The organism is Cryobacterium lactosi (genome assembly GCF_004403945.1).
GTDB lineage: Bacteria > Actinomycetota > Actinomycetes > Actinomycetales > Microbacteriaceae > Cryobacterium > Cryobacterium lactosi.
Map to the genome: position 1 here is coordinate 14,858 of NZ_SOHM01000018.1, position 24,141 is coordinate 38,998.

At 67.5% G+C, this 24,141-nt stretch carries 22 protein-coding genes; 12 read left to right on the forward strand and 10 right to left on the reverse strand.

Annotation, left to right across the window (positions count from 1 at the left end; translation table 11 throughout):
- Positions 1-76 precede the first annotated feature (76 nt).
- The 3 genes from E3T61_RS09085 to E3T61_RS21905 all read right to left on the reverse strand — a co-directional run bounded on the left by E3T61_RS09085 (position 77) and on the right by E3T61_RS21905 (position 1,721).
- Complete coding sequence (locus tag E3T61_RS09085) at positions 77-412, reverse strand: WhiB family transcriptional regulator (RefSeq protein ID WP_130178162.1); 336 nt, start codon at positions 410-412, stop codon at positions 77-79.
- A gap of 148 nt (positions 413-560) precedes the next feature.
- Complete coding sequence (gene galE / locus E3T61_RS09090) at positions 561-1,526, reverse strand: UDP-glucose 4-epimerase GalE (protein WP_134640543.1); 966 nt, start codon at positions 1,524-1,526, stop codon at positions 561-563.
- A 51-nt stretch (positions 1,527-1,577) separates the two neighbouring features.
- On the reverse strand, positions 1,578-1,721 hold the full coding sequence (locus E3T61_RS21905; protein WP_166793191.1) for a hypothetical protein: 144 nt from the start codon (positions 1,719-1,721) through the stop codon (positions 1,578-1,580).
- 87 nt (positions 1,722-1,808) lie between these two features.
- Between E3T61_RS21905 and E3T61_RS09095 the strand changes: the two genes are divergently transcribed.
- Positions 1,809-2,885, forward strand: a complete 1,077-nt coding sequence (locus E3T61_RS09095) for a GlxA family transcriptional regulator (RefSeq protein WP_134640544.1) — start codon at positions 1,809-1,811, stop codon at positions 2,883-2,885.
- On the opposite strand, the gene manA is transcribed toward E3T61_RS09095, so the two are convergent.
- Positions 2,813-4,096 (reverse strand): mannose-6-phosphate isomerase, class I, encoded by a 1,284-nt coding sequence (gene manA, locus E3T61_RS09100; RefSeq protein WP_134640545.1) that lies wholly within the window; start codon positions 4,094-4,096, stop codon positions 2,813-2,815. The genes E3T61_RS09095 and manA overlap by 73 nt on opposite strands.
- A 125-nt stretch (positions 4,097-4,221) precedes the next feature.
- Here manA and E3T61_RS09105 point away from each other — a divergent pair, with 125 nt between their 5' ends.
- The 5 genes from E3T61_RS09105 (at position 4,222) to E3T61_RS09125 (ending at position 10,264) form a co-directional block, all read left to right on the forward strand.
- Positions 4,222-5,400 (forward strand): acyl-CoA dehydrogenase family protein, encoded by a 1,179-nt coding sequence (locus tag E3T61_RS09105; RefSeq protein ID WP_134640546.1) that lies wholly within the window; start codon positions 4,222-4,224, stop codon positions 5,398-5,400.
- A 60-nt stretch (positions 5,401-5,460) separates the two neighbouring features.
- Positions 5,461-6,249, forward strand: a complete 789-nt coding sequence (locus tag E3T61_RS09110) for a polyprenol monophosphomannose synthase (protein WP_134640547.1) — start codon at positions 5,461-5,463, stop codon at positions 6,247-6,249.
- Between the two features lie 87 nt (positions 6,250-6,336).
- Entirely contained in the window at positions 6,337-7,818 is a 1,482-nt protein-coding gene (locus tag E3T61_RS09115; protein ID WP_241992479.1) for a phytoene desaturase family protein, read from the forward strand.
- 4 nt (positions 7,819-7,822) lie between these two features.
- The gene (locus E3T61_RS09120; protein ID WP_174777001.1) at positions 7,823-8,266 is read left to right on the forward strand and encodes an SRPBCC family protein; all 444 of its coding nucleotides are present in this window, start codon (positions 7,823-7,825) and stop codon (positions 8,264-8,266) included.
- 150 nt (positions 8,267-8,416) lie between these two features.
- Positions 8,417-10,264, forward strand: coding sequence for an HNH endonuclease signature motif containing protein (locus E3T61_RS09125; RefSeq protein ID WP_134640548.1), 1,848 nt, complete (start codon positions 8,417-8,419; stop codon positions 10,262-10,264).
- Positions 10,265-10,322: 58 nt separating this feature from the next.
- On the opposite strand, the gene E3T61_RS09130 is transcribed toward E3T61_RS09125, so the two are convergent.
- Entirely contained in the window at positions 10,323-10,622 is a 300-nt protein-coding gene (locus E3T61_RS09130; protein WP_134640549.1) for a metal-sensitive transcriptional regulator, read from the reverse strand.
- Positions 10,619-10,930 (reverse strand): rhodanese-like domain-containing protein, encoded by a 312-nt coding sequence (locus E3T61_RS09135; protein ID WP_134640550.1) that lies wholly within the window; start codon positions 10,928-10,930, stop codon positions 10,619-10,621. The genes E3T61_RS09130 and E3T61_RS09135 overlap by 4 nt, the downstream gene beginning before the upstream one ends.
- Before the next feature lie 105 nt (positions 10,931-11,035).
- On the opposite strand from E3T61_RS09135, the gene E3T61_RS09140 reads away from it, so the two are divergent.
- The 6 genes from E3T61_RS09140 (at position 11,036) to E3T61_RS09165 (ending at position 19,001) form a co-directional block, all read left to right on the forward strand.
- Complete coding sequence (locus tag E3T61_RS09140) at positions 11,036-12,349, forward strand: O-antigen ligase family protein (RefSeq protein ID WP_134640551.1); 1,314 nt, start codon at positions 11,036-11,038, stop codon at positions 12,347-12,349.
- Complete coding sequence (locus E3T61_RS09145; RefSeq protein WP_134640552.1) at positions 12,346-13,647, forward strand: O-antigen ligase family protein; 1,302 nt, start codon at positions 12,346-12,348, stop codon at positions 13,645-13,647. The genes E3T61_RS09140 and E3T61_RS09145 overlap by 4 nt, the downstream gene beginning before the upstream one ends.
- Positions 13,648-13,873: 226 nt before the next feature.
- On the forward strand, positions 13,874-14,743 hold the full coding sequence (locus E3T61_RS09150) for an ABC transporter permease (RefSeq protein WP_134640553.1): 870 nt from the start codon (positions 13,874-13,876) through the stop codon (positions 14,741-14,743).
- Complete coding sequence (locus E3T61_RS09155) at positions 14,727-15,476, forward strand: ABC transporter ATP-binding protein (protein ID WP_134640554.1); 750 nt, start codon at positions 14,727-14,729, stop codon at positions 15,474-15,476. The genes E3T61_RS09150 and E3T61_RS09155 overlap by 17 nt, the downstream gene beginning before the upstream one ends.
- Positions 15,469-16,764 carry a hypothetical protein gene (locus E3T61_RS09160; protein ID WP_166793193.1) on the forward strand — a complete coding sequence of 432 codons (1,296 nt, stop codon included), beginning with the start codon at positions 15,469-15,471 and terminating at the stop codon, positions 16,762-16,764. The genes E3T61_RS09155 and E3T61_RS09160 overlap by 8 nt, the downstream gene beginning before the upstream one ends.
- Entirely contained in the window at positions 16,764-19,001 is a 2,238-nt protein-coding gene (locus tag E3T61_RS09165) for a YfhO family protein (RefSeq protein ID WP_134640556.1), read from the forward strand. Before E3T61_RS09160 ends, E3T61_RS09165 begins: the two co-directional genes overlap by 1 nt.
- 27 nt (positions 19,002-19,028) lie before the next feature.
- On the opposite strand, the gene E3T61_RS09170 is transcribed toward E3T61_RS09165, so the two are convergent.
- The 4 genes from E3T61_RS09170 to glf all read right to left on the reverse strand — a co-directional run bounded on the left by E3T61_RS09170 (position 19,029) and on the right by glf (position 24,103).
- Positions 19,029-19,937 carry a glycosyltransferase family 2 protein gene (locus E3T61_RS09170; protein WP_134640557.1) on the reverse strand — a complete coding sequence of 303 codons (909 nt, stop codon included), beginning with the start codon at positions 19,935-19,937 and terminating at the stop codon, positions 19,029-19,031.
- Positions 19,925-21,607: a glycosyltransferase gene (locus tag E3T61_RS09175; RefSeq protein WP_134640558.1), complete on the reverse strand. Its 1,683-nt coding sequence runs from the start codon at positions 21,605-21,607 to the stop codon at positions 19,925-19,927. The genes E3T61_RS09170 and E3T61_RS09175 overlap by 13 nt, the downstream gene beginning before the upstream one ends.
- 80 nt (positions 21,608-21,687) lie before the next feature.
- Positions 21,688-22,911 carry an acyltransferase family protein gene (locus E3T61_RS09180; protein ID WP_166793194.1) on the reverse strand — a complete coding sequence of 408 codons (1,224 nt, stop codon included), beginning with the start codon at positions 22,909-22,911 and terminating at the stop codon, positions 21,688-21,690.
- A 25-nt stretch (positions 22,912-22,936) separates the two neighbouring features.
- Positions 22,937-24,103: a UDP-galactopyranose mutase gene (gene glf, locus E3T61_RS09185; protein ID WP_134640560.1), complete on the reverse strand. Its 1,167-nt coding sequence runs from the start codon at positions 24,101-24,103 to the stop codon at positions 22,937-22,939.
- Between the last annotated feature and the right edge of the window lie 38 nt (positions 24,104-24,141).

Genomic DNA, 24,141 nt, shown 5'->3' on the forward strand with positions numbered 1-24,141 from the left:
CGCTCAACCGGTCAGGCGCGCCCCGAAACCAGCCGACCGACCTCGCGGGTCGGACGTGCTGCCGGTTCGGTCCGGATCAGCCCGCGCGCTTGCGGAGTTTGCGTCGCTCGCGTTCGGACAGGCCGCCCCAGATTCCGAAGCGTTCGTCGTTGGCGAGGGCGTACTGCAGGCACTGGGGGCGCACCTCGCAGGACGAGCAGATCTTCTTGGCGTCCCTGGTCGAGCCGCCTTTTTCCGGGAAGAAGGCTTCAGGGTCGGTCTGGGCGCACAGGGAATCGGACTGCCAGGCGAGCGGGTTGTCATCCGCGCCCTCGACAATCGACGGTTCCTTGCGAACGCCGGGCACGCCGAGGCGTACAGGATCGACGAACCAGTCCTCAGGTACCCCAGAACGATATTCGGACAACGTCATATCGCCTCCACCCATCAGCTCATGCACGTTTTCGCGCTAGAACTAATTACACCGGTGTAGTTCGCTTCCGTCAAGTCGCAGATCGTAAACCCTCAATACGGGCTGGAGGGTTCAGACTCGCCGAGCCTGTCCGAATCGTGTCGTTCGATCAGACGACGGATGCCTGCCGGGATTCCCAGGCGCTCTGCACCATGTCCTCCAGGCTGTGGCGCATCTTCCAGTCCAGGTCGCGCGCCGCCAGCTCGCCCGACGCCACGATGCGGTCGGGGTCTCCGGTGCGACGCGGACCGATGACCGGGGTGAACGCGATTCCGGTCACGGAGGCGACCGTGCTCATGATCTCACCGACCGAGACGCCGTCCCCGCTGCCGAGGTTGTACACCGGCTCGATCGACAGGCCCTCGTCCAATCGCCGGGCGGCGGCGACGTGCGAGACGGCGAGGTCGGCGACGTGGATGTAGTCGCGCACGCAGGTGCCGTCGGCGGTGTTGTAGTCGTTGCCGTTGATGCGCGGAGTGCGACCATCGATCAGGGCCTCGAAAACCATCGGGAAGAGGTTGTGCGGGCTGGTGTCGCGCAGCTGGGCACTTCCGGAGCCGACCACGTTGAAATAGCGCAGCGAGGTGTGCGCGAGTCCCGCGGCGACGGCCTGGTCGCGCAGCAGCCACTCGCCGATCAGCTTCGACTCGCCGTAGGGCGACTCGGGGCTCTTCGGAGTCTCTTCGGTGACGAGGTCCGTGAACGGTGTGCCGTACACGGCGGCGCTGGACGAGAAGACGATGCGGCCGACGCCGGCCTCCTGCATGGCGGCGAGCAGCAGGGCGGTGGCCGTGACGTTCTGCTCGTAGGTGTGCAGCGGCCGGGTCACCGAGACGCCGGCGTACTTGAATCCGGCGACGTGGACGACGCCGCTGATGGTGTGCTCGGCAAACGTCCGGGCCAGCAGCGCGGTGTCGAGCAGGGTGCCCTCGACGAACGGGACTCCGGCCGGAACGAAGTCAGCGTGACCGCTGGACAGATCGTCCAGGACGACGACGTCGATTCCCTCGGCCAGGAACGCGCGGACGACGTGGGAACCGATATAGCCGGCTCCTCCGGTTACAAGCCAAGCCATGTGGTGCCCCTGCGCTCTCGAGGCAGCCGGATGCTGCCGATTCCCACCAGACTATCGTCCACGCGTGAACGGTTCGGGATGCCGGTTGCGCCGAGCCAGCTCGGCGTCGCCGAAGCCATCCGAGCGCACCGCGTGGATGCTCGCGGCCACGGCCCAGATCGACAGGGCCAGCAATAAAAACAGGAACAGGATCATGGCACTAACGCTAGGTCTTGCGACTTTCTGCCACGAGTGGCAGAGTTGCCACTTACCGACACATTCCTGCCAACGTCCCGGAGAACCATGCTGAAGAAGATTGTCTGCGTCGCCATCCCCGGAATGGCCCCCTTCGAATTCGGAGTCATCTGCGAGGTGTTCGGGATCGACCGGTCGGCGCACGGCGGTCCGGTCTTCGATTTCCACGTGGTCACGGCCGTGCCGGGGGCCCTGCGCACCAAGATCGGTTTCGATATCGTCGTGCGCGACGACCTGACCGCCGCGGCGGATGCCGACCTGATCGCGATCCCCGCCTACGAGGCCGGCAGCGAGATCCACCCCGACGTGCTCCGGGTGGTGCGGGAGGCCGAGGCGCGGGGCGCCTGGGTGCTCAGCGTCTGCAGCGGCGCGTTCATCCTCGGCGCCGCCGGGATCCTGGACGGCCGGCGCAGCACCACCCACTGGATGTACGCCGACGCCCTCGCCGAGTCCTATCCGAACACCACCGTCGACCCTGATGTGCTCTTCGTGGACGACAGGCATGTGGTCACCGGCGCCGGGACAGCCGCCGGCATCGACGCCGCGCTGCACGTGGTGCGCCGGGAACTCGGCGCCGCGGCCGCAAACGTGATCGCCCGTCGCATGGTGGTGCCGCCGCAGCGCGACGGCGGCCAGTCCCAGTTCATCCAGGCGCCGATCCCCGAACAGCGCAGCGACTCCTTCGCCACGATCACCGACTGGATGCTGCAGAGCCTCAACCAGGATCTCACCGTCGACCAGCTCGCCCGGCGCGCACTGATGTCGCCGCGCACCTTCGCACGCCGGTTCCGTGCCGAGCTCGGCACCACCCCGACAGCCTGGTTGAACCGGCAGCGCCTGATCATGGCGCAGCAGCTGCTCGAGCAGACCGACGACACGCTCGACCTGATCGCCGCGCAGACCGGGTTCGGGGCCGCGAGCGTGATGCGGCACCATTTCGTGCGCAGCCTGCAGACCACTCCGACGGCGTACCGCCGGACCTTCGGCGCACGCCGGCCCGCCCCGGACAACCAGGTCCCCGTCGTCGGCGACTCCGGCTCGCCAGGATGGGACTACGGCGTGGTGGCCAGGAACACCTCGCCGGAGCCCGCGAAGGTGACGGTGCCCTCGTCCGGGGTGATGTAGACGGATTCTCCCCTGGCCAACGAGATCGACGACGACGCACCGGCGACCAGGAACCGGCCGGCGGTGCAGATGGCGATGGCGGGGCCGGTGAGGCTCACCTGCCGCATCGGCACGCCGCCCTGACCGGATTCGGTGGTGGACGCATCCGCCGGCACCGTGATGTGGGCCAGCTCGAAGTCGGGCACGTCGGGCCTGTAGACGGCGACGCCGTCGGCCTGCAGCTCGGGGGCCAGGTAGGGCACCGGCAGCGGCGCGAAGTCGAGCACCTCGAGCAGTTCGTCGACGTCGATGTGCTTGGGGCTGAGCCCGCCGCGCAGCACGTTGTCTGAGGCGGCCATCACCTCCACGCCGAGCCCGGACAGATAGGCGTGGATGTTGCCGGCCGGAAGGAAGAGCACCTCGCCGCGCTTCAGCGACACCAGATTGGTGAGCAGTGAGATGACGATGCCCGGGTCGCCCGGGTACGCGGCCGAGAGCGAACGGACCGTGTCGAGTTCGGCGGCGAAGCTCACCCTGGCGCCGCCCTCGATCAGGAACGCGGCCTGCTCGGCGAGCGCCACCACCCGTTCGACCAGCCAGGACACCTCACCGGTGTCGCCGCCGCGGCCGTCGCGCAGCAGCCAGTCGACGACGTCGTGGATCGCCTCGTCGCCTACCAGGCGGTTCTCCAGGCCGAGCAGTGCAGCGGGCTGCGGGTCGTCCATGGTGGCGTCCAGCGCGCGCAGCTCGGCGAGGATGGAGCGGATCTGCCGCGGGTCGCGGAAACCGCACAGCGCCTGGAACGTGTCGCTGAGCGCGAAGATGATCTCCGGCTTGTGGAACGGGTCCCGGTAGTTGCGGTCGGCGGCGTCGATCGGGATGCCGGCGGCGTTCTCGAGCGCGAACCCGGCAGCTGCGCGATCCGGCGACGGGTGTGCCTGCAGGGAGAGCGGGCTGTGGGCGGCGAGGATCTTCATCAGGAACGGCAGCCGGCCCGCTCCGGCGTGAGCGGCGCCGAGCGCGGCGGCCGGGTCCCGGTCGATCCATTCGGTGAGGGTGGCCGCTCCCCCGGTGAGTGCGGGGTCGGCGATCACCGAGGGGCTGCCGGGGTGGGCGCCGAGCCAGAGCTCGGCCTCCGGGCCGCCGGAGGCCGGCCGGCCCAGGAGCGCGGCGATCGCAGTTGGCGAACCCCAGGCGTAATCGCGCGGTGTGTTGCTGATGCCCACAAACATGCATGGCTCCTAAACCTCGGGTTTAGACCAAACTACCAACCGCTTTCGTTCACGCGGCGCCCCGTCCTAGGCTGAACGTCCCGGTGCCAAGGCGCGCGCCGGGCATCATCGTGCAAGGGAGCCAGATGACTTTCGAACCGCTCAGCAGTGATTTCTTCGGGTACGAGAACCTCCTCGAGGATCAGGAGAAGGCGGCGCTTTCGCGCATCCGCTCCTATCTCGAGTCGGATGTGCGGCCGGTCGTGAACGGATGCTGGGAGCGGGCAGAGTTCCCGTCCGAGATCATCAAGCCCCTCGGCGCCCTCGGCGCGTACTCGTTCGGATGGGAGGAAACCCGTCCGTTCGAGAACTCGGCGGTGTTCCGCGGTTTCGTCGCGTTGGAGCTCGCGCGGGTGGACGCATCCGTCGCCACCTTCGTCGGCGTGCAGAACGGGCTCGTCGCCGGGTCGATCGCCGCGTGCGGATCGGCGGCGCAGCGGGCACTGTGGCTGCCGCGCCTCGCCAGCGGCGAGATCGTCGGCGCCTTCGCCCTCACCGAGCCGTTGAGCGGGTCGGATTCCGCGCAGGGGCTGCGGACGACAGCGACCCTGACCGGAGACACCTGGGTACTCAACGGCCAGAAGCGCTGGATCGGCAACGCCACCTTCTCGGACATCACCATCGTCTGGGCCAAGGACACTGCGGACGGCGCCGTCAAGGGTTTCATCGTGCCGACGGACACCGCGGGTTACACGGCCACCAAGATCGAGGGCAAGATCAGCCTGCGGTCGGTGCAGAACGCCGACATCACCCTGGCGAACGTGGAGGTGCCCGAGCACAACCGGCTGCAGAACGCGAACTCGTTCCGCGACACCGCCCGGGTGCTGCGCTTCACCCGCGCCGAGGTGTCCTGGGCGGCCGTCGGCCTGGCCATCGGCGCCTACGAGGCCGCGGCGGCCTACGCCGTCGAGCGGGTGCAGTTCGGCAAGCCGATCGGCGGCCACCAGCTGGTGCAGGACCTGCTCGTGAAGAGCCTGGGCAACATCACGGCGAGCCTGGGCATGGTGGTGCGGGTCTCCCAGATGCTCGACGAGGGCACCCAGCGTGACGAGCACTCGGCCCTGACCAAGTCATACACGACCTCACGGATGCGAGAGACCGTGTCGTGGTGCCGCGAGCTCTTCGGCGGCAACGGCATCGTGCTGGACTATGACATCGCCAGGTTCTTCGCCGACGCCGAGGCCATCTACTCCTACGAGGGCACTCAGGAGATGAACACCCTGATTGTGGGCCGCAGCATCACCGGCCTGGCCGCGTTCGTCTGACCGACGCATCCGTGCCGGCCTCAGAGGGATCAGACAGGCGGACAAACTAAGCTCTTCCGCATGCCAACCACAGGTAACGCCCGCGCTGGCTTCGGAAGTCTGGTGATCATCCCGACCTACAACGAACTCCAGAACCTGGAGAGCATCGTGGCGCGGCTGCTGGCGGCGACGCCAGGCGCCCATGTCCTGATCGTCGACGACGGCAGCCCGGACGGGACCGGGGAGCTGGCCGACCGGATGGCTGGGTCGGACGACCGGATCAAGGTCGAACACCGCACCGGCAAGCTGGGATTGGGTTCGGCTTACGTCCTGGGCTTCGGGTGGGGCCTTGAGCGGGGCTACGACTACCTGATCGAGATGGATGCCGACGGGTCCCATCCGCCGGAGCGGCTGCCCGACATGATCGCTCAGGTCGCCTCCGACGCACCTGGGGCCCCGTCCCTCGCCGTCGGTTCACGGTGGGTGCCCGGCGGCAGCGTGGTCAACTGGCCCCGGCATCGGCAGCTCCTCAGCCGGGGCGGGAACACCTACGCCCGCCTGATGCTCGGGCTCACTCTCAAGGACATCACGGCCGGGTTCAGGGTCTATTCGTCGGCGACGATCGCGGCGATGGACCTCGCGGATGTGTCGTCGAAGGGCTACTGCTTCCAAGTCGATATGACCCTGCGCGTGCTCGATCAGGGCCGTTCGGTCGTGGAATTGCCCATCGAGTTCCGCGAGCGGGAGGCCGGCGAGTCGAAGATGAGCCAGGCCATCGTCGTCGAGGCGATGCTGCGGGTCACGCAGTGGGGGTTCAGCCGTCGTGTCGCGAAGCTCCGTTCCGGCCGGTCGCAGGCCACGGTCGGCTAGCCGGCCCGGTTCGCTGGACGATGTCGGCGCCCTGCGCGAGACTGTCCCCATGACCACGACGACTGGGCAGCGGATGACGGTGACACGGTGACGGTGCGCCGCGGCGCCCCCGAGGTCGACGCGATCGTGGTCGGCTCCGGACCGAACGGGCTCGCCGCCGCGGTGACGCTGGCCAGGGCCGGGTTGTCGGTGCGCGTCTATGAGAAGTCCGCCAGCGTCGGTGGCGGGGCAGCGACCGCGGAGCTGACCCTGCCGGGCTTCCACCACGACGTCTGCTCCGCCGTGCATCCGCTCGCGCTCGCCTCCGAGTTCTTCGCGCGGTTCCAGCTCGCGGACCGGATCGGGCTGGTCGTCCCGGAGGTCTCCTACGGACATCCGCTGCCCGGCGGCACCGCTGGGCTGGCCTACCAGAGCCTGTCCCGCACCGTCGCCGAGCTGGGCCGGGACGGCGCGGCCTGGAACCGGTTGTTCGCTCCCCTGGTGGCCCACTCCGAGCAGGTGGCGGAGTTCACCGGCGGGCAGCTGCTGCGGCTGCCGAAGCATCCGGTCACCGCGTTCCGCTTCGGGGTGCGGTCGCTGGAGCAGGGCAGCCCGTTCTGGAACCTGCGCTTTTCGGGCGAGGCCGCGCCCGCCTTGCTCACCGGCGTGAGCGCGCACACGATCCGGGCGCTGCCGAGCATCGCCACCGCCGGAGCCGGGCTCACCCTCGCCACGTACGCGCACGCCGGCGGCTGGCCGATCCCGGTGGGCGGCAGCGGCGCGATCGTGACCGCGCTGGTGGACGACCTACTCGCCCACGGTGGCGAGATCGTGACGTCGACCGAGGTTCGACGGTTGAGCGACCTGCCGCCGGCCCGCGTCGTGATGCTGGACCTGACACCGCGGGCGCTGCTGCGGCTCGCCGAGGGGGAACTGCCCGCCGGATACGCGCGCCGGCTGCGGGCCTTCCGATACGGCAACGGTGTCGCCAAGGTGGACTTCGCCCTGTCTGATCCGGTGCCGTGGACGGCAGCAGGGCTGCGGGCGGCGGGCACCGTGCACGTGGGCGGCACCCGGGCGCAGATCCGGCGGGCGGAGAACACCGTCGCGCGGGGCCGGCACGCCGAAGACCCGTATGTTCTGGTCTCCCAGCCCAGCGGCATCGACCCCAGCCGGGCCCCGGCAGGCCGGCACACGCTCTGGGCGTACACCCACGTTCCGCGTGGGTCCACCGTCGACCAGACCGAAGCGATCGTGCGGCAGATCGAGCGTTACGCTCCGGGGTTCCGCGACACGATCCTGGCCAGCGCGAGTCGCACCGCGACGGAGGTCGAGCAGCACAATCCCAACTACGTCGGCGGCGACATCTCGGCCGGTGAGGTGAGCCTCACCCAGCTTGTGCGTCGGCCGGTCCTCTCCCCCGACCCGTGGCGCACACCGCTGGCCGGCGTGTACCTGTGCTCGTCGTCCACTCCCCCGGGCCCCGGCGTGCACGGTCTCGCCGGCTGGCACGCTGCTCTGAGCGCTCTTCGACACGACCTCGGGGTGCCGACGGCACCCGACCTCTCCCCGACAACCGGAAATAGGTGACACTGTGGCCGAGAACTATCGCACCATGAACTGCCCGCCCGAGAACGTGTTCGCCGTTCTGGCCGATGGTTGGCTGTACCCGAGCTGGGTTGTCGGAGCCTCCCGGATGCGGGATGTCGACGCGGCGTGGCCGACCGTGGGAAGCGCCATCCATCACTCGGTGGGTGTCTGGCCGGCCCTGATCGACGACACGACGTCAGTTCTGGAGTGGGACCCGCCGCGGCACGCGCTGTTCAAGGCGCGGGGCTGGCCGATCGGCGAGGCGCACGTGGCCGTGGACGTCAAACCACGCGGCAACGGTTGCGTCGTTCGCATCAGCGAGGACGCCACCGCCGGTCCGGGCCGGTTCGTCCCCGTGACCCTGCGCAGCCCCGCCATCAAGCTGCGAAACGCCGAGACCCTGCACCGCCTCGCGCTCCTCGCCGAGGGCGGCGCCGGGTTCTCCTAAGCGCACCGACCTGACGGCGATCCGATCTACGGGGGCCCCACCTCAGGCCCAGTGAGCCGGCAATGCCGCTTCAGAAAAAGATTCGAAACTCCTCTGTGCACAACTTGACATTTCTTCACATTTATCTTTGATTCGTGGGAGAATGGGGGTATGGACGAAGAGCTACTCGGCTCCACCACCCCGACGGGAACTCCTCCCGCCGGCACGAATCCCCACGACTGGAACACCGCTCTGGCCGCTCCGGCTCCGGATGTCACTGGGCTGGATGCTGCGGGCCCGGATGCTGGCAATCTAGGTGGCCCCAGCGACACCGATGCCGGCAGGCCGGGCCGCACTCGGGCTCGTGGGTCGCGGGGCACTCATCCTGGCCACCCGCGGAGTGGCCCGAGTGTGGGGCAGCCCGTGTGGCGGGATCCGGCCGAACTTCCCGGGGTCCAACGCGCCCACACCGGTGCGTTCGGTGACAAACTCCGGGTCCTCGAGGATGCCGCGGGGATGGTGCAGGCGGTGCTGGCGTCGATCGACCTGGACGCGCTCAGCGACGCGGAGGTGGTGGCGTTCACCCAGATGGTCGAACACGCCGGGCGTCCCGTGGACGCGGCCCGGGTCGGTGCCGCGACGGTGGTCGGCTACCGGTCCCGGCCCGGGTTGGGCCGGGACTCGATGGCCTGGCGGCTGGGCGCCTCGCACCAGAACGACCTGCTCACCCGGCTGACCCTGGCCTCGCGGCAGGAGATGAAACGACGACTCGCCCTGGGCGAGAAGGTTGCCCCGAGGGTGCTGGGCGGTCAAGTGCTGGAGCCGGAGTTCCCCGCGGTCGCCGCCGCGTTGAAAGCCGGCGAACTCGGGGTTGATGCGGCCGAGAACATCGTGAAGGGGCTGACCGATTTCAAGGTGCACGGCCGCTTCGACGCCGACCAGGCCGACGTCGAATCCGCCGAGATCAGCCTGGTCGAACGAGCCACCGGGTCGGTCTTCGACCGCATCCCCGGCCCTGGCGAGAGCGAGCCCGATACCGATACCGAGCCCGGCGTGGGCGGCGGTGTCCCGTCTGGGTTCACCGGGCCGATCCGCCGGCTCCGCGACTCGGACGGCTTCACCTACCCGGCTGATGACCTCCGGCCCCTGGCCGTGCGGATGCAAGCGCTGCTCAACCCCGACGGGCTCGCCCCGAACGAGACGACCCTCGAAGCCACATCCACCATCTCCTTCGGTGAGCTCGCCCGGGGCCTCCACCCCCTGCGCGGTGGCGTGACGCCGGAGTTGAAGGGGGTGATCCAGAACCTGTTCAACACGTTCCAATCGGCCCGCTCCGCACCCGCCTTCCCCTCCGCCGAGGAACAGCAGCGGATCGAGGCCGGAGAGTTGGTGCCGGGCGAGGTGATCGACGAGCGCACCGGCGGCGAAAAGCGCGCCGATATCCTCCGCGGCATCCTGGTCCAGGTCGCCCAGGACCCCCGCACCCCCACCATGGGCGGCATGCCACCCACCGTGATGGTGCACGTGAACGCGGCCGACCTACTCGCACAGGCCGGGGTGGGCTGGATCGACGGCATTGACGGGCCGATCTCGATGAGAACCATCAACCAGATGATCGACAACGGCGGCTTCCAACCCATCTTCTTCGGCGGCACCGGCGCGGTCCTCGGCCTGGGCAACAAGGCCCGCTGCTTCAGCCCGATGCAACGCAAAATGATCACCGCCAGGGACGGCGGCTGCATCATCCCGGGATGCGACTGCCCACCCCAATGGACCGAAGTGCACCACGTCATCCCCTGGCAAACCGGCGGGAAAACCGACGTGTCCAACGGGGTCCTGCTCTGCTGGTACCACCACCACACCATCGACACCGCCGGATGGAAAATCCGGATGGTGCACGGGCTGCCGCAGGTGAAAGCACCACACTGGATCGACCCGACCGGGAAATGGCGCACACCCGAGAGACACCGCGCCCACGACCCCGAAACCCGCCGGCACGACGAACGGCAAGACGAGTAGACCCGCCGGGGCAAACCCGAGGGATGCTGTGCTGTGGGCTCCAGCAGGTCAGGTGAGGTCAGGCGAGGGCGAGGAAGAGCTTCTCCAGCTCGTCGACCGTGAGCGAGTCGGCGTTGTCGGGGTCTGCGACACAGTCGCGCATGGCCGACGAGACGATCGTGAAGCCGGCCCGGTCGAGGGCGCTCGACACCGCGGCCAGCTGGGTGACGACATCCTTACAGCTGCCACCGGCCTCAACGGCATTGATAACCGCGCTCAACTGCCCCTGGGCGCGACGCAGCCGGTTGAGCACCTTCTTCTGGCTTGCGGCGCGTTCGTCGGCGGTCACGACGGCGGTCACGGGAACCGACGCGGTCATGACCGGGCCCCGTCCACGGTCGTGGGCAGACCGGCCTGCTGCCAAGCCGTCATGCCACCGGTCACGTTCACGGCGTCGACGCCGTTGCGCTCGAGGAATGTCGTTCCCTGCTGGCTGCGGCCGCCGGCGGCGCAGATGACGTAGACGGGGGCCTCGCGCGGAACCTCACCCAGCCGTTCGCTCAGCTCGCCCAGGGGGATGAGGATGGCACCGGCCGTGTGGCCCGCATCGAATTCGTAGGGTTCGCGCACATCGACCACGACGGGGTCGGCAAGGGCGGCGAGTTCGGTCACCGAGATGTCGGTCATGTGGAGGTCCCTTCGGGGGTGAGAACTGCGGTACAGCTATATACCCCATAGGGTATCAGAACATCGGAGCAGGTTGAGGGGAGGTCGCCCCAGTACCCTAGACACATGCCCGCCGTTCAGAGCCGTCTCACCGTTCGCCTGTTCGCGACCCTGGTGTTCTTCAGCGTCCTGGCCGGCCAGTTCTGGCGGAACCTGCTCGGCTGGTGGGGCTTCGGCGCGATCGCCGTGTTCATCCTGGTAGGCAGCATCGGTCTCCTCGTCTCGCTCAAGCCCGAATGGAGCTGGCGCGGCTTCCCGAAGTCCCTGGCCGCGTTCATGCTCGTCGCCACGGTTTCCCTCGCCTGGTCAGCGTATCCGGGCGCCAGCGCGATCGGCATCACCCTGCAGTGGATCACCACGATCACCGCCCTGTTCCTCGCCCTGTGCCTCAGCTGGGCCGAACTGCTGCGCACCCTCGCTGTCGCCCTGCGGTGGATCCTCGGCCTGTCGATCCTCTTCGAGGTCGTCGTCGCCGTGTTCATCGGCCACGCCGTGCTGCCGTTCTGGGTTGAATACAGCGGCAAGATCCCGGCTGCGTTCTACTGGTCGCGCGGACTTCTGCTGGACGGCGGTCCGATCGAGGGAATCGTGGCCAGCCGCAACCTGCTCGGCTTCATAGCCCTGCTGGCCCTGATCGTGTTCGCCGTTCAACTCGCCGCCGGCACCGTGGCCCGCGGCCGGGGCATCGCCTGGGTGGTCGTGGCGCTGATCATGCTGTGGCTGACCCGGTCGGCCACGGTGTCGGTCGCCCTGCTCGCCGTCGTTCTTGCCCTGGCCTTCACTCTCTGGGCCCGACGGCTGCCACCGATGGGCCGGCGCCCGCTCTACCTGACCGCCGCTGGAGTGCTGGCCGCCGCAGTGGTCGGGCTCGTGGCGTTCTCGCCCGCGTTGCTGACCCTGCTCGGCAAGAGCGACGACCTGACCGGGCGCTTCGACATCTGGCATCGGGTCGTCGACCTGGCCGGCGAACGGCCCGTGCTGGGCTGGGGCTGGGTGAGCTACTGGGCGCCATGGGTCGAACCCTTCGACGGCCTCGCCGTGCGCAAGGGCGTGCAATACCTCCAGGCGCATAACGCGTGGCTGGATGTCTGGCTCCAACTGGGCATCCTCGGCCTGATCATCTTCGCCGCACTCATCCTCTCGACCCTGTGGCGGTCCTGGTTCCTCGCCGTCGACCGGCCCAGGCTCGGCGTCGCCGATTCGGAGCCGTACGCCATCTCCTCTCTACTGCCGCTCCTGCTCACGGTGGCGCTGCTCGCGCAGAGCCTGGCCGAGAGCCGGATCCTCGTCGAATCGGGCTGGGTCCTCCTGGTGATCCTGGCCGTACGCTCCAAGCGCCCCGGCGCAGACGCGGAACTTCTCGGCCTGGGCCGTCGATGACCGGACCCGCCCGCCCGCCCTACCTCCCCGATGCCATCACCGCGGTGCTGGCCTCGCCGCGATTCAGCGCCACCCTCACACACCTGATCATCGGCTTCGCCTTCTCGACGCACCTGGTGCGCAGCCTGGTCGGCTGGCCGGGCCTGCTCGCCGCGCTGGTCTGCCTGGTTGTGCTCGCGACCGCGTCGATGATCGCAAGGCGGCACAGCATCGAATGGCACGGGCTGTTGCCGCTGTCGATTCTGGTCTTCCTGGTCTGGTGCGCCCTGTCAGTGCTCTGGAGCGGGTATGCCCTGTACACCGTCGCCGGCATCGCCTACCAACTGGCTTTCGCCTTCCTCGCGATCTACGTCGCCCTGGTGCGCGACACCATCCAGATCGTCCGGGCGACGGGTGATGTGCTCAGGCTGCTGCTCGGCCTGTCCATCGCCCTCGAGGTGCTGTCCGGCCTGCTCCTGGATCTGCCGATCGTGTTCCTGGGCATCCAGGGCAACATCAGCCTGCTCGGACCCATCCAGGGCATATTCGGGTCACGGAACGTTCTCGGCCTGGTGTCCCTGATCGCCGCGATCAGCTTCATCATCGAGCTGCGGTCCCGCTCGGTGCGTCCGGGCCGGGCCGCCGCGTCGATCGCGCTGGCGTTCCTGGGCTTGGTGCTCACCCACTCCCCGGTGTTCGTGGTCGTCGCGAGCGCCGTCGGCATCGCCGCACTCGCGCTGTACTGGCTGCGCCGCACCCCCGCCGAGAACCGGTGGTTGCTGCAGCTGAGCCTGCTCGGCACCACGGTGCTCGCGGCGCTGTTCGCCTTTGTCGGCCGCACCGGCATCATCGACATGCTCAACGCCGGCAGCGAGTTCGAAACCCGCTCGTCGCTGTGGCGGGAGATGTGGCGCCTGGTTGAGCTGCATCCGCTCGAAGGCTGGGGCTGGACGGGAATCTGGCCCCAGAGCGTAAGCCCGTACGGCTGGCTCGACTTCGTGACCGGCAGCGAGCACTCCTCTGCCCTCAACGCGTTCCTCGACGTGTACTTCCAGGTCGGCCTGGTCGGATTCCTGTCGTTCGTCGTGCTGGTGGCGCTGGCCTTCATCAGGTCCTGGCTGCTGGCCTCCAACAAGAAGCCCGTCGTCTACGTCTGGTCCCCACTGGTCCTGGTGGTGCTCCTGGTCACGTCGGCGGCCGAGAGCACCGTGCTTGTCGAATTCGGCTGGCTGCTGCTGCTGATCTGCTCGGTGAAGGCCGCGCAGGGCCAGAGTTGGCGCCGGCTGTTGTCGCCGAGCCCCCGCAACGAGCTGGTCTAGCCGCCGGGGCACGACCGCGCTCCCCCCTTTGGGATTTCAGGAGCGGGGACTGTGAAGTCTAAGCTGGCACTTCACGAATCCGCGAAAACGCGCTATGGCCGACCAGCCCTGCCGCCCGCACCATCCGCTGAACAAGTGCAGCTACAATCTTGCGAGCTCTCCGGCCGCATCACGCGGAGGGGAGCGCGCATTCCCTGACGCAGTCAAGTGATCGGAACCAGTTCGAGTGAGTCAAAAATTTCCTGCTGACCTCAGCGAATTCACCGTGCCCGGCCATAGCCGCGGGCTCATCGACGCTTTGTCGTACCGATACCTCTTGCGGCTCCTGATCCGAAAAGGCACCCTCACCCGGTATCACGGCTCGGTTCTCGGCTGGGTCTGGTCGTACGTCAAGCCCGCGGCGCAGTTCCTGGTCTTCTACCTGGTCTTCGGCTTCTTCCTTGGTCTGAACAAGGGCATCGACAACTTCCCGATCTACCTCTTCTCCGGCATGATCGCCATCAACCTGTTCGGCGAGGCCTTCGGCAACGCCACCAGGTCGATCGTCGACAACACCGCCCTGGTCCAGAAGATCTACCTGCCTCGGGAACTCTTCCCGATCTCCGCGGTCATCGTGGCCTTCGTGCATTTCCTTCCACAGGTCCTGATCCTGGTGGTCGTGTGCCTGATCGCGGGCTGGGTGCCCAGCCTGATCGGGATCGCAAGCATCATCTTGGGCATGCTCATCGTCGTCACCCTGGCCATCGGGCTCGGCCTGTTCTTCGGCGCCATCAACGTGGCGTTCCGCGACGCCCAGAACCTCGTGGAGCTCATCCTGCTGTTCGCGACCTGGACCTCTCCGGTGCTCTACGCCTGGACGATGGTCGCGGACAAGGTCTCGCCCTGGGTGTTCAACCTCTACCTGGCCAACCCGCTGACATCCGCCGTTGAGCTGTTCCACGCGGGATTCTGGTTCAGCACCACGTCGGGCTCACTGCCCCAGCCGCCGCACCTGGCTGCTTTCAGCCTGATCGGCCTGCTGATTTCGCTCATCATCCTTGCTATCGGGCAACTCGTCTTCAAGCGTCTGGAGGGGCATTTTGCCCAGAACCTCTGATCCCGTCCTTCCGCGCATCATCATCGACGGCGTCGACAAGACCTTCACCCTGCGGCACACGCACTCGTTCAAGGAATCATTCATCGCCAAGCTTCAGAAGAAGAAGACGACGACGAGTTTCTCCGCGCTCTCCGACATCGGATTCACCGTCGAGGAGGGCGAATCCGTTGCGCTGCTGGGCTACAACGGTTCGGGAAAGTCCACTCTCCTCAAGCTCATCTCCGGCGTGATGCGGCCGGATTCCGGGCGGATCCTCACCCGCGGTCGGGTCGCCGGGCTGATCGAGGTCGGCGCCGGTTTCCACCCCGACCTTTCCGGCCGGGAGAACGTGTACCTCAACGCCGCGATCCTCGGCATGAACAAGGACGAGATCGACCGCCGCTTCAACGACATCGTCGAGTTCTCCGAGATCGGCGAGTTCATCGACACCGAGGTCAAGCACTACTCCTCAGGCATGTTCGTCAGGCTGGCGTTCTCCGTGGCGATCCACACCGAACTCGACATCCTGCTGGTCGACGAGGTACTTGCCGTCGGGGACGCCCCGTTCCGCGAGAAGTGCAAGCGGAAGATCCTGGAACTCACCGAGCAGGGCAAGACCATGCTGGTGGTCAGCCACGATGTCGACATGGTCACCCAGGTGTGCAGGCGGGGCATCGTCCTACGGGACGGCAAGGTCTGCTTCGACGGCGCGGTCAACGATGCCGTTGCCTCCATGCAGGGAAACGGTGCGTGACGCTGTGACGGCCCCCGGTGCCGACGAGGATGTGAAGCAGAAGTCTTCAGGCTTCATCCTCATCGTCGCCGCGACCGGGATCGTGGGCATTGCCGGGTACGTCATCACCTGGCTCGTGCCCCGCACCATCGGCGTCGGCCCGTACGCCGTGTTCGCCGTGTTCTGGTCGTTCATCTTCCTGGTCGCCGCCGCGCTCTCGGGCATCCAGCAGGAGGTCACCAGGGCGACGCACCTGCGCGACCCCGCTAATACCAGCTACCGCAACCGCGCCGGCGTCTTCGCGCTGGCCGCATTCGTGGTGGTCCTGGTGCTCGTACTGGGCACGGCCCCGCTGTGGCAGGCCCAGGTCTTCCCCGTCGACGGCTGGTCGCTGGTGCTGCCGTTGGCGGTCGGTGCCGCGTCCTATGTGCCGCTGGCCGTGCTGGCCGGGTCGCTCTATGGCGTCGGCCACTGGAATGCCCTCTTCGGCCTCATGGCGGTCGAAGGCCTGCTGCGACTGGTGTTGATCGGCATCGCTCTGGCCTTCCTGCCCGGCTCTGTTCCGCTCGCGTGGGCCGTCGCCATCCCGTTCCCCGTCGCAGTGCTGGTCATCTGGCCCTTGGCCAGGGCCCGCGTCGTCGGCAAGACGCAGCTGGACGTGGCGTTGCCTGCTCTCACGTGGAACGTCGTGCGCACCACCGTCGCCGCCGCGTCGATGGGACTGATGGTCAGCGGGTTCCCGCTGGTGCTCAGCCTCACCTCACCCACGGTGCCCTCCGACGACCTCGGCCTCGTCATCCTCGCGGCCACCCTGACCCGGGCCCCGCTGATCGTCGTGGGGATGGCCCTGCAGAGCTTCCTCATCGTCTTCTTCCGAGGCCGACTGGATCGGTTCTGGCGATCGCTGCTGCAGCTGGAGGCCCTGGTGCTGGGTCTGGGCGCCGTCCTGGCCGTTGCCGGGCTCCTGGCCGGTCCCGCCGTCTTCGCGTTCCTGTTCCCCGGCCAGGCCGTGCCGGAGGGCTGGGTCATCGCAACCTTCGTGGCCTCCTCCGCCCTCGTCGGGGCCCTGTGTGTGAGCGCCCCCGCGGTGCTCTCCCGCAATGCGCACAGCGCCTTCACCGCCGGGTGGGTGGTTGCCGCCGTCACCACAGTGCTCTGCCTGCTGCTGCCCGTCGGCTTCCTCGAGCGCACCATGCTGGCGCTGCTCGTCGGCCCGGCCGCCGGCGTTCTGGTGCACGGCATCTACCTCGCCGTCGCGCGGAACGGCGAGAGCGCACCGGTATCCCCCGACGCACTGGTCACCGACTGATGACAGTCCCGCCCCTGCCGACCACCCCGACGAAAGACGCTGCCACCATGAACCGCACCGGCCCGCACCGGCTAGCCGATCTCAAGTGGCTGGCGCTGACCGCACTGACCGTCGGCCTGCTGGCGTTGGTTCCGCTGATCTGGAGCCGTCGGTTCTACTTTCAGGACGACTCGGAAAACGGCGCCTTCGGTGTCTGGTACCACATCGGCCAAAGCCTCCTATCCGGGAAGATCCCGGTCCTCAACCCGTCCGTGTGGTCCAGCGGGAACTACCTGGCCGAAGGCCAGTGGGGCACCTGGAACCCGCTGATCATGCTCATCGGCATCGGTGCCTACCTCTGCGCGAACGCGGTGGTCTTCATGACCGTGCTGAAGGTCCTGCTCCTGGTCATCGCCGGCTGCGGCGTCTACCTCCTGGCGCGGTCCTACCGTGCCGCTCCCCCGCTGGCGTACGTGGCGGGTTTCGCCGTCACCCTCAACGGGTTCACGATCTATTTCGACGCTCCCTCCTGGGTGACCGGCCTGCTGGTCTGGGCGCTGATTCCCTACTTCTGGGTCGCCCTGCGGCGGCTCACCCAGCGCTCGGCGAACCCGCTGCCCGCTTTCCTGGCCGGCTATCTCATCGTCACCGTCGGCTACGTTCAGGGTGTCTTCGCCATCGGCTTCGTGCTGCTCGCCGTCGGCATCGACTGCCTCATCCGCCGTCACTGGGCCAAGGCCCTGCGGATCGTCGGGGTCGGCGTCGCGCTGGTTCTGGTCGCCGTCACCGTCTTCCTGCCCGGCGCGCTGACGGGGTCCGTCACCAACCGAGCGGTGAACATCGTCGGCAACGACGGCATGATGAGCGTGGACCTCGGCGGCATCTTCAGCTCCACCATCGCCACGGGGTACCCGCAGGTGAGCTCATGGTGGTGGTCAGGTCCCACCGCGACCAGCCCCGTCGTCTACATCGCCTGGTTCCTGCCGGTGCTGTTCTTCGTGGACTGGCGAAAGGCCCTGCAGAACCGCTCGCAGGTGCGGGATCTGACCATCGTGATGAGCCTGTCGCTGCTCTACGTGCTGCTTCCGACGGTGATCGGACCGCTGCGTTACCCCGTCCGGTTCATGCCCTACTTCGCCCTGACCCTGATCGTGCTCACCATGGTGGCGTTGAGCCGCGCAGCGGTGCCTCGCCCGGGCCGCAACCGGATCATCGGCGCGACCATCGTGATCGCGGCCGCCGTGTACCTGTCCTGGGCACAGCTGCCGCCGCACTATCTCGCCCTGATCTTCAGCGGACTGGTCGCGATTGCCGGTCTCGGCGCGATCTGGTGGCTGCTCCGCCGCTCCGGTCGCCAGGAGAGCTCGGTCTGGGCCAGCGTCGCGGCCGTCACCGTCGCCGTCAGCCTGGTGCTGACCGCCGCCCAGCACTACGACACGAACTCGAGCCCGCTGTCAATGAACAACGTCCCCGCCGACACGAGCATCCCCAAGGGTGTGCTCGAGGGTGTCGACGGCGACGTCCTCGTGGTCGGCGACCCCCTGGCGTACGGAAGCGACCCAGCGGCCTGGGAGGAAACCCTGATGGCCAACACGTGGTACCTCAGCCCTGCGCAGGTGCAGAACCGCTATCAGCTGATCGGTTTCGCCGCGTACAACTCGACGCTGTGCCTGCAATACCTCGGCGGCACCTGCCCGGAGCTGCTGACCACCCTGTTCGAGCCGCGCGATGCGACCGGGATGCTGCTGGTGGACCAGCTCTCGATCGACAACATCCAGATTCTCAAGGTCGCCTTCGACGACGAGGAGTGGCTCAGCCCGCCCGACGGATGGAGCATTCTGCGTGACACCGGGCTGACCGTGGTCTGGAGCCGTGACGAACCCGTCGGTGCCGCCGGTGACGTCGTGTGGTCCAGCGACGGCACCAGCGTGGAGACACTGTCCCAGACCGACACGTCTGTGACCATGAAGGTGCTCTCAGCGCCCGCTGACGGGGGCACCGTGGCCCTGAGCCGTCTGGCCTGGCCGGGATACTCGGCCGAGAACGCCACCCTCACCACGGAGCCTGTGGACGGCTTCCTCCTCGGGCTGGATATTCCGCAGTCCTCGGTGGGCGAGGTCGTCACCGTCACCTTCCAGCCGCCCGGCTGGGCCATCGAGGTGGCCGCCTGGCTCACGGCCGTTGGCGGCATCCTGATCTGGACGTTGCTCGTGGTGATCGGCCGGCTGCGCCGCCGCACCCCTCGCCCGGCAGCCTAGCGTCCGCGGAGGCCGATCACCGACGGGTCAGAGCCGCTCTGCCGACTTGGCCGGGAACGCGATCGCCGGGTTGAACCGGATGCCGGCCAACAGCCGACCGTACATCTTGCGCTGCAACGCTCCGTTCACCCGACCGCGGCGCATCATCAGGGCCACCCGGGCCGCCAGGTACAGGTAGGCGAAGAGGCTCTGGTGGTGCAGCCGGAAGGACGCCTCGTTGCGGATGCCGTAGGCGAACTTCCACGCGTTGGCGTCGTCGATCAGGCCGAAGTTGACGCCCTTGTTGTCGCCCATGTCGTGCACGACGACGCTGTCCAGCACCTGCACGCCCGGGCAGGTGCGGGTGATGCGCAGGGTGTATTCGTGGTCGTCGAACCAGATGAAGTATTCGGAGTACGGCAGGCCGTGCTTCTCGATCACCCAGCGCGGGATGAGCACCGACACGAAGGAGCAGCTCTTGACCATGACGGAGCGCTGACCCTTGGACACGAGCCTGGCCCAGTCCCAGGTGGGCTCGGGGTTGTTCATCTCGCAGATGGCGCCGTCGATGTAGTTGACCAGCGAGCAGGAGAAGGGCACGTCGGGGCCGAGCTCGGCGACGGCGCTGACGAAGCCGTCGCGAAGCTTCTCGAGGGCGTCGGGCTGGGGGTAGCAGTCGTCGTCCATGATCCAGACGAAGTCCGCGCCGAGCTGGTAGCCGCGTTCCATGCCCGCCGAGAACCCGCCGGCGCCGCCGGTGTTGGTCGGCAGGGACATGACCTCGAGCGGGATGCTCGTGGTCAGCTGGCCGAGGTACTCCGCGGTGCCGTCGGTCGACGCATTGTCCACGATGATGAGGCGGGTGGGCGCGAAGGTCTGGGCTTCGATGGAGGCGATCACCGTCTTGAGCTTTGCGAGCCTGTTGAAGGTGACGACGACGGCGCTTACTTGTTCCATAGCTCGAACAGCTTTCCGGCCCAATCGTGGGCGCTTTCATACTCGGTGAATTCCTGGGCCAGGGCCACTTCACGGCGCCAGACGTCTGCGCGGTACTCCTCTGAACCCGCCATCCGCGTGACGACCTCGATCGCCCCGGTCAGGAACAGCCCGGGCTCGCGGGACACGAGGGCGTCGGGCACGATGACGGTGCGCTGGGAGCCGACGTCGGTGGAGATGACGGGAACTCCGGCGGCCAGGGCCTCCAGCGTGGTGAGGGTGAGGCCCTCGTTCTGAGAACTCAGCACGAGGCAGTCGATCCGGGCGAGGGTGTTGCTCACCGGGGCCGACTCGTCTACCCACTCGACGATGCCGGTCAGGTTGTGGCCGTCGATGTCCCTCCGCACGAAGTGCTCGAGCTCACCGCCGCCCTGGATCACGACCCGCACGGACAACCCCTGGATGTCCTGGAGTTCTCTGACCAGCTTGGTGAACAGGTAGGGACGTTTCTGGGCGGCGAAGCGGCCGATGAAGCCCAGGGTGAGCACGGACTCGTCGACGCGCGCGCGGGCTGTCTCAGCGACCGCCCCGGTCGTCGTGAGGCCGATCAGGGGCGCCAACGCGACCTTCGCCGGGTCGACGCGCTGCACATCGACGAACCAGTCCTGCAGTTGCGGCGAGATCACGTGATGCACGTCGATGAATTCGTCCAGAGCGGCGCCGATGGCCGGGTAGCCGCCGCCGTTGTATTCCAGGATGTGGTGGGTGGATGCCACGTGCAGGCCGGGGATCCGGTTACGCAGCCACGGCAGCCGGTCGTAGACCCACCGGCTGTGGTGCACGAAGACGCCGCGGACGTCGAAATTCGTTGCGAGGGCTTCAAGCACCGGCTCGGAGTGTTCGGGCTGCCCGACCGGGTGAGTGAGCGCGAGGACGATCGCACCGTCCAGCTCGGCCCTGGTGATCCACGGGTGGGTGGACGGCACGTCGGTGATGACGATGGGGCGGAGGCCTTTGGCTCGGGCGAGGGCGATCGACTCCATCGCCCAGCGCTCCGCACCGCCTAGTTCGAGCCAGTGCAGGCCGAAGATGACGGCAGGTTCGCGTTCTGCCCTGGCTCCCCCGGTCGGTACGCCGGTCAGGTCGACGACCCGACGCTCCACCACGTGGGAATTCAGCGCGGACTCCCGTCCGCGAAGCAGCCACTGCCGCAACCGGTCGTATTCGAACGGGTACCGCCGTTCGATCCCGCCGCGCAGCCGCCAGTACAGGCTGGCCCGGCCGACGACCGCCGGTGCGCCTGGTTCGCGTTCCGGATCGAGGACGATGTTGCGCACGCCGGTCTCCGGGTCGCTCCGCCAGCCCTTGCGGTGGTGCGTGTAATGCGGGTGCGGAGAGCCGGCCACCGTGCTCACGATGCTGAACTCGGCCACCTTGCGGGCTTCGGCGCGCACCTTCTCGTGCCGGGTGCCGGCATCCGTGAGGTGGGCCATGTCACCGGGACGGGCGATGTGCACCACGATGCGCAGGGTCACGCCGGGGTTGTCGAGGGCATGGAAGTTGGCCGCCGAGACCAGCAGGGCCAGTTGGCGCTCTGTCAGTGCGGACCCGAGCTGCTCTGCCGCGCGGGCTGACAGCTCGGCGCTGAACAATGCGGGGCGGCCGAAGGCCGTCGAGAGGAGGTCAGACATGGTGAAGAGGGTACTTTCACTTCGCTTGGCTGGCAGAAACAGGTGCTCGGTGGCGCCGTCGATTCCCGCAGCCGGCCGGATCAAGCACGTGGTGCCTCGATGCCGGCCTGTTTGATGGGCACGTCGTCAACGGCGCGTTCGGGGATGTTCTGGAGGGACATGCGCCGCATGGCGCGACGGGCCGGCTCCTCGACCCACTTCCACAGGACGAAGCCGAAAAACGTGGCAAGCGCCGGGACCAGGAAGATGAGGATCTTACTCGCAAGTGTACCTTGCGCCAGGAACGGAAGCCTTTCCTGGGCCGTCCAGACGATTTCGATCAGTGGCATATGCACCAGATAGACGCTGTAGGACGCCATTCCGCCGACGACCAGCCACCGGTGTCCGAGCAGGCTCATGAGGCCCTTCCGACCCACCACGATCGCGCCGACGAAGACCAGCAGGGCGGGCACTACGAGCACACCCCAGCGCTCGTTCACCCGGCCGTTGAGCAGGTACGCCACGATGAGCACCGCAACGATCAGGGCCGGCGCCAGCCAGTTGGCGATGCGCTGCGCGCCGGGCCGATTCTGTACCTTCTCGAGTGCGTAGAAGAGCAATCCGCCGGCTACGAACTCGCAGAGGATACGGATCAACCACATCCAGGGGGCGTACAACGATCCGAGCGCGAGGGCGAACAGCACCACCGGCATCACGGTGAGCACCGCGAGGATGCCGAGGCCCCGGGAACCGAGCACCCTGGACAGGCGGAAGAGCAACAGGGCAAGGACTGGGAAGAGCAGGTAGGCGAGTGCTTCGACGGACACCGACCAGGCGGCGCCGTTCCAGGTCAACCGGTTGAAGTCGGCTTCGGTCCACTGCACGACGAGGGTCGACTGGCGAAGAAAACTCCACACGCTGAAATCCCGCGGCGCGACGGGGTCCGTGGCGCCGAAGATCAGGAAACTGCCGTGCCACACCGAGACGAAAGCCAGCATCACGAAGTAGGCCGGCCAGATCCTGGACAGTCGCGCCCACCAGAACTTGACTGTCGCCTTGCGCTCGAGGGAGCCGCCCATCTTCCGCCCGTAGTTCAGCGTGATGACGTAGCCGCTGAGGATGAAGAACAGGTCGACGCCGTAGTCGCCGTGGGTGATGATCGGGGCGAACACGGCGTACACCGCCGGGAACTCCGCGGCGATGCTGAACCGGATGTGGAACAGCACCACCCAGAGCGCGGCGAGGATCCGCACACCGGTCAGCGCATGAATCTGCCTGATCGGGGCGGCCCCGACCGGGGTGTCGGCGAGGGAGGTTCCTGACACGTCAGCCTTCCGTTCGGCGGCCCGCTCAGGCCGGCGCGTCCGTCGCGAAAAGCGGACGAAGCTTGTTCTCGAAGGTGGACAGGGCGGCACCGATGGCCATGTGCATATCGAGGTACTGGTAGGTCCCCAGGCGACCACCGAAGATCACATTGGGCTGCTCGGCGATCCGCTCCCGGTAGCGCAGCAGGCGCTCACGGTCCACGGCCGTGTTGACCGGGTAATACGGCTCGTCGGCATCCTCGGCGAAGCGGGAGTACTCGCGCATGATGACGGTCTTGTCAGCGGGGTAGTCCCGTTCGGGATGGAAGTGCTTGAACTCGTGGATGCGGGTGTACTCGACGTCGGTGTCGGCGTAATTCATCACCGGGGTGCCCTGGTAGTCGCCGGTCTGGACGACTTCCTCTTCGAAATCGAGGGTGCGCCAGGACAGCGGTCCCTCCGAGTAGTCGAAGTACCGGTCAACGGGACCGGTGTAGACGACGGGGACGGTACCGACCGTGTCACGGATGTTGATTTCCTGGTCGAGGTCGAAGAAGTCGGTCGACAGGCGCACCTCGATGTTGGGGTGGTCGGCCATGCGCTCGATCCAGGCGGTGTACCCGTCGACGGGCAGACCCTCGTAGGTGTCGCTGAAGTACCGGTTGTCGTAGTTGTATCGCACGGGCAGGCGGCTGATCACTTCGGCCGGCAGCTCACGCGGGTCGGTCTGCCACTGTTTGGCCGTGTAGTCGCGGATGAAGGCCTCGTAGAGGGGGCGACCGATCAGGGCGACAGCCTTGTCCTCGAGATTGGCCACCGTGGCGACCGCGCCCTCAGCGGCCTGTTCGCTGATCAGCGCGCGGGCCTCGGTCGGTGAGTAGGCGCTGTGGAAGAACTGGTTGATCGTGCCGAGGTTGATCGGCAGCGGGAAGACCTCGCCCTTGTGGGTGGTATACACGCGGTGCCGGTAGTCGGTGAAGGAAGTGAAGGTGTTGACGTAGTCCCAGACCACCTTGTTGGAGGTGTGGAAGAGGTGGGCGCCGTAGCGGTGCACCTCGATCCCGGTTTCAGGTTCCACCGAGCTGTATGCATTGCCTCCGATGTGGTCGCGCTTGTCGATGACGACAACCCGCAGGCCCAATTCGTTGGCGCAGCGCTCGGCCACAGTGAGGCCGAAGAATCCGGCTCCGACAACCACAAGGTCAACGTTCATAACACCCATCCTCACTTACGCCGGCCGCTTCGGACCAA

Excerpts from the sequence above, each read along its gene's own strand:
- E3T61_RS09085 (WP_130178162.1), bottom strand. The coding sequence starts at position 412 with ATGACGTTGTCCGAATATCGTTCTGGGGTACCTGAGGACTGGTTCGTC.
- galE (WP_134640543.1), bottom strand. The coding sequence starts at position 1,526 with ATGGCTTGGCTTGTAACCGGAGGAGCCGGCTATATCGGTTCCCACGTC.
- E3T61_RS21905 (WP_166793191.1), bottom strand. The coding sequence starts at position 1,721 with ATGATCCTGTTCCTGTTTTTATTGCTGGCCCTGTCGATCTGGGCCGTG.
- E3T61_RS09095 (WP_134640544.1), top strand. The coding sequence starts at position 1,809 with ATGCTGAAGAAGATTGTCTGCGTCGCCATCCCCGGAATGGCCCCCTTC.
- manA (WP_134640545.1), bottom strand. The coding sequence starts at position 4,096 with ATGTTTGTGGGCATCAGCAACACACCGCGCGATTACGCCTGGGGTTCG.
- E3T61_RS09105 (WP_134640546.1), top strand. The coding sequence starts at position 4,222 with ATGACTTTCGAACCGCTCAGCAGTGATTTCTTCGGGTACGAGAACCTC.
- E3T61_RS09110 (WP_134640547.1), top strand. The coding sequence starts at position 5,461 with ATGCCAACCACAGGTAACGCCCGCGCTGGCTTCGGAAGTCTGGTGATC.
- E3T61_RS09125 (WP_134640548.1), top strand. The coding sequence starts at position 8,417 with ATGGACGAAGAGCTACTCGGCTCCACCACCCCGACGGGAACTCCTCCC.
- E3T61_RS09130 (WP_134640549.1), bottom strand. The coding sequence starts at position 10,622 with ATGACCGCGTCGGTTCCCGTGACCGCCGTCGTGACCGCCGACGAACGC.
- E3T61_RS09135 (WP_134640550.1), bottom strand. The coding sequence starts at position 10,930 with ATGACCGACATCTCGGTGACCGAACTCGCCGCCCTTGCCGACCCCGTC.
- E3T61_RS09140 (WP_134640551.1), top strand. The coding sequence starts at position 11,036 with ATGCCCGCCGTTCAGAGCCGTCTCACCGTTCGCCTGTTCGCGACCCTG.
- E3T61_RS09145 (WP_134640552.1), top strand. The coding sequence starts at position 12,346 with ATGACCGGACCCGCCCGCCCGCCCTACCTCCCCGATGCCATCACCGCG.
- E3T61_RS09165 (WP_134640556.1), top strand. The coding sequence starts at position 16,764 with ATGACAGTCCCGCCCCTGCCGACCACCCCGACGAAAGACGCTGCCACC.
- E3T61_RS09170 (WP_134640557.1), bottom strand. The coding sequence starts at position 19,937 with ATGGAACAAGTAAGCGCCGTCGTCGTCACCTTCAACAGGCTCGCAAAG.
- E3T61_RS09175 (WP_134640558.1), bottom strand. The coding sequence starts at position 21,607 with ATGTCTGACCTCCTCTCGACGGCCTTCGGCCGCCCCGCATTGTTCAGC.
- glf (WP_134640560.1), bottom strand. The coding sequence starts at position 24,103 with ATGAACGTTGACCTTGTGGTTGTCGGAGCCGGATTCTTCGGCCTCACT.